General features: G+C 42.8%; 3 protein-coding genes. 2 read left to right on the top strand and 1 reads right to left on the bottom strand.

The annotated features are described in order from the left end of the window. Positions 1-656, top strand: a 656-nt coding sequence (locus ACFFAP_RS37440) for an energy transducer TonB (RefSeq protein WP_375515946.1), incomplete at its 5' end; no start/stop codon positions are given. A 187-nt stretch (positions 657-843) separates the two neighbouring features. Further along, on the top strand, positions 844-1809 hold the full coding sequence (locus tag ACFFAP_RS37435; protein ID WP_375515945.1) for an aldo/keto reductase: 966 nt from the start codon (positions 844-846) through the stop codon (positions 1807-1809). A gap of 31 nt (positions 1810-1840) precedes the next feature. Here ACFFAP_RS37435 and ACFFAP_RS37430 read toward each other — a convergent pair whose 3' ends face one another. Then, positions 1841-3097, bottom strand: coding sequence for a DNA cytosine methyltransferase (locus ACFFAP_RS37430; RefSeq protein WP_375515944.1), 1257 nt, complete (start codon positions 3095-3097; stop codon positions 1841-1843). Positions 3098-3203: the final 106 nt, after the last annotated feature.

Here is a 3203-nt window from a genome sequence, read left to right as displayed (position 1 = left end):
CAGCACCCAAAGTTCAGCCAACTGCGATCAAAAGAGCAACTGTATCACCAACACCCAAACCTAAAAAAATAGCAGTAGCGCCTAATACCACACCACCAGCACTACCTCGAAAAACAGCGCTTGCACCTGCTATTAAATCACCAGTACCCAATCCTAAGAACTTAGGACAGTCGAGAACACTTTTAAGTAAACGAACACCGTCATCTCTGAAAACAGGTGCAGCAAGCTTGCTGGGTGGTACTCAAAGTGTATCTAGTCGGAATTTTAGCGGTGATTATCTGGCAGCCTTACCTAATTCCAACCGAGATAACCAAGCTCCTTCTGGTATTGATGCCAGCAGTCAAGATATAGATATCACCTCTTACTTAAACCAACTACAGCAACAAGTCAAACAGCAGTGGCTACCAGAAGTGAGCCAGTCTTCCCGGCGAACAGTGCTTAACTTCACTATTAACCGTTCCGGGCAACTAAGCAATCTCCAGCTTGTACAAACCTCTGGATTCAGCGTCACTGATCAAGCAGCGCTCAACGCTATACAGCGAGCTGCACCCTTTGCACCTTTGCCCACAGGATATACCAGTAACCAGCTCCCTATTCAATTTACATTTAATATCAATGTCTATGGGCAGCTAAATTTATCGGGGGACGGTGGCTAACAACAGGCAAGCAATTAATTCAATCATGCATTATACCGACTTTACCTGAACGTTAAATAGCGTACTTTTCTAACCAATGATCAGAGGTTTTGGAGTGTTCCTGATCTATCAGTAATTTTGCTTACTTAGATTAAATCTCCCTAGCTAAGATATTAGAATAAAAGTAATATCGCCCCCTAAGCCAATCATGACAGAAGGAAAGACGCGGCGTAATTTCCTAATTACCAGCATTGCTGTGACAGGAGGTATTGTGGCAACTAATGCTTTACAGCAAAATACTACTAACACCGCTACACCGCCAGCAACCATGCTAGAACGGTTACTGGGACGCACTAAAGTCAAAGTGCCTATCTTTGGGTTAGGAGGAGCAGGACAAACGCCACTATCCTGGGAAGGAAAAGAGGGTGATGCTGCGGCAATTATTCAAAGAGCGCTGGAACTTGGCATTCGCTACTTTGATACAGCCGCTAGTTATGGGCCGAGTGAAGATTATTTAGGCAAAGTACTACCACCCCATCGCTCAAAGGTATTTCTAGCAAGCAAGACTGATCAAAGAGATCGGGATGGTGCATGGCGAGAATTGGAGCGATCGCTTAAACGTCTCAATACAGATTATCTCGATTTGTGGCAGTTGCATCACGTTTCTTTTTCTGAAGAACTCGACACCATCTTTAGTCCATCAGGCGCAATTAAAGCTTTAGAAGAAGCCATAGAACAAAAATTGGTGCGCTTCGCAGGTATTACCGGACATCACGACCCTCAGGTGATTGCCGAAGGCTTGCGTCGCTATCCTTTCCACACTACACTGATTCCTGTGAATGCCGCCGACAAACACCACCCACGTCCATTTATCCCGGTTGTTCTACCAGTTGCTCAAGAAAAAAATGTCGGTGTGATTGCGATGAAAGTCCCAGCTTATGGTCGGCTATTTAAATCAGGTGGGTTGACAGGTATGCAGCAAGCTTTAGGTTATACAATGTCTCAGCCTGGAGTTCATTGTTGTGTAATTGCAGCAGAGACAGTTGCACAATTAGAGAATAATGTCAAGATAGCACGGGCTTTTGTGCCTCTTAAAAAGGAAGAATTAACAGCGATCGCACAACGGACTGCTAATATCTGGGAAGATAGTACATTCTTCCGTGCTTGGACTTAGCGCAAGCTTGCACATATTACAAAGTGTATTCTTACCAGTCACACTGATAATATTGTGCCGCTTGCGACATATTAAATTGTAATAGTTTCTCCTCTGCCAACTTGTATCCGAAACTCGGCTTAAAAGGCGAAATATTCAAATTGCGAATAATTTCCGCCGCCACAGCCTTTGCTAGTAACGGTGGTACAGAGTTACCAACTTGTCGAAATCCGTGCCACTTGGTTACATGAAATCTAAACCAATCTGGGTAAGAATGCAATCTCGCCGCTTCTCTAACTGTAATACAACGCGGCGTAATTGGATGAATCGGTCTAGGAGATGTGAAAGAACCCCTATACTTGTCTGTTCCCGCTCTTAAAGTATTACAGACACCAGCAGGATGCAGCTTATAAAAGCGACTAATTTTTTCTCTCTCGCCTTGTTGAGTATCCTGAAATCGTTGAATAGTTTCCGCAGAATGTTTTGTTCTTAAACTTGAAGAAAGTATTCGCAAATCATATTCACGTTTGTAAGAATAATCATCATCTAGGTATTTGATACCGCGAAGTAAAAGAGCATAGTTACTAGGCTTTTCGTATTCTGCTACAACCCAATCTCTTGTTAGTAACTCTGGATATTTTTCTATTTCAGGTAAATCTCCAATTGCATCCAATACTGTAGGACTCAATAGGATATCAGATATTTTTTTAGAAGTTAAATTATTTGGTAATGCTTGTTTAGTAATCGGCTGAGGATATTTCGGTAACTCTACATCCTCTCTTGCACCTATGAGAAATAATCTCTCACGGGATTGTGGTACTCCGTAATGTGCAGCGTTGAGAACTTGGTAATTCTCTTCTACTTTATAGCCGTGAATTCTAAACTCGCTAATTAAGGTTTGGAGGATTTGTTTATGTTCGCCAACTGTGATCCCCCGGACATTTTCCATTACAAAGAACTTTGGTTTTAGCTCAAAAACCAGCCGATGAAAGTGAAACACCAAAGAGTTTCGTGGATCGTTAACAGCCCGTTTACCAATTAGAGAAAATCCTTGACATGGTGAGCCACAAATTACCACATCAATTTCGCGATCGCCAATCTCAGACCGATTCCTAATTTCTTCCCCGGTTGTCTCCACAACACTTTTACATAACACTGAGCAAAAAGGAAAGTTAAACTCATGTGTTGCACAGTGGATCGGGTCAATTTCCACAGACGCCAGCACATCAAAGCCAGCTTGTTCAAAGCCAAGAGTCATACCCCCCGCACCGGCGAATAAGTCAACTGCGATCGCTCGTTGTTTTTTCATCTCATAAGCCATGACACCTCTAAAGGGATTAGGTATTGGGAATTAGGGAATGGGTATTGGGTATTGAGTATTAAATAAATATACAAAATTTCCCCACCCCCCAGTC

Origin of the sequence: uncultured Nostoc sp., from assembly GCF_964245575.1 — a bacterium.
GTDB lineage: Bacteria > Cyanobacteriota > Cyanobacteriia > Cyanobacteriales > Nostocaceae > Nostoc.
The sequence above is the reverse complement of the archived record's forward strand: the minus strand, read 5'-3'. Positions and strand labels throughout refer to the sequence as shown.

Bases quoted from the DNA above. Each gene is read 5' to 3' on its own strand.
- ACFFAP_RS37435 (WP_375515945.1), top strand. From the start codon at position 844: ATGACAGAAGGAAAGACGCGGCGTAATTTCCTAATTACCAGCATTGCT.
- ACFFAP_RS37430 (WP_375515944.1), bottom strand. From the start codon at position 3,097: ATGAAAAAACAACGAGCGATCGCAGTTGACTTATTCGCCGGTGCGGGG.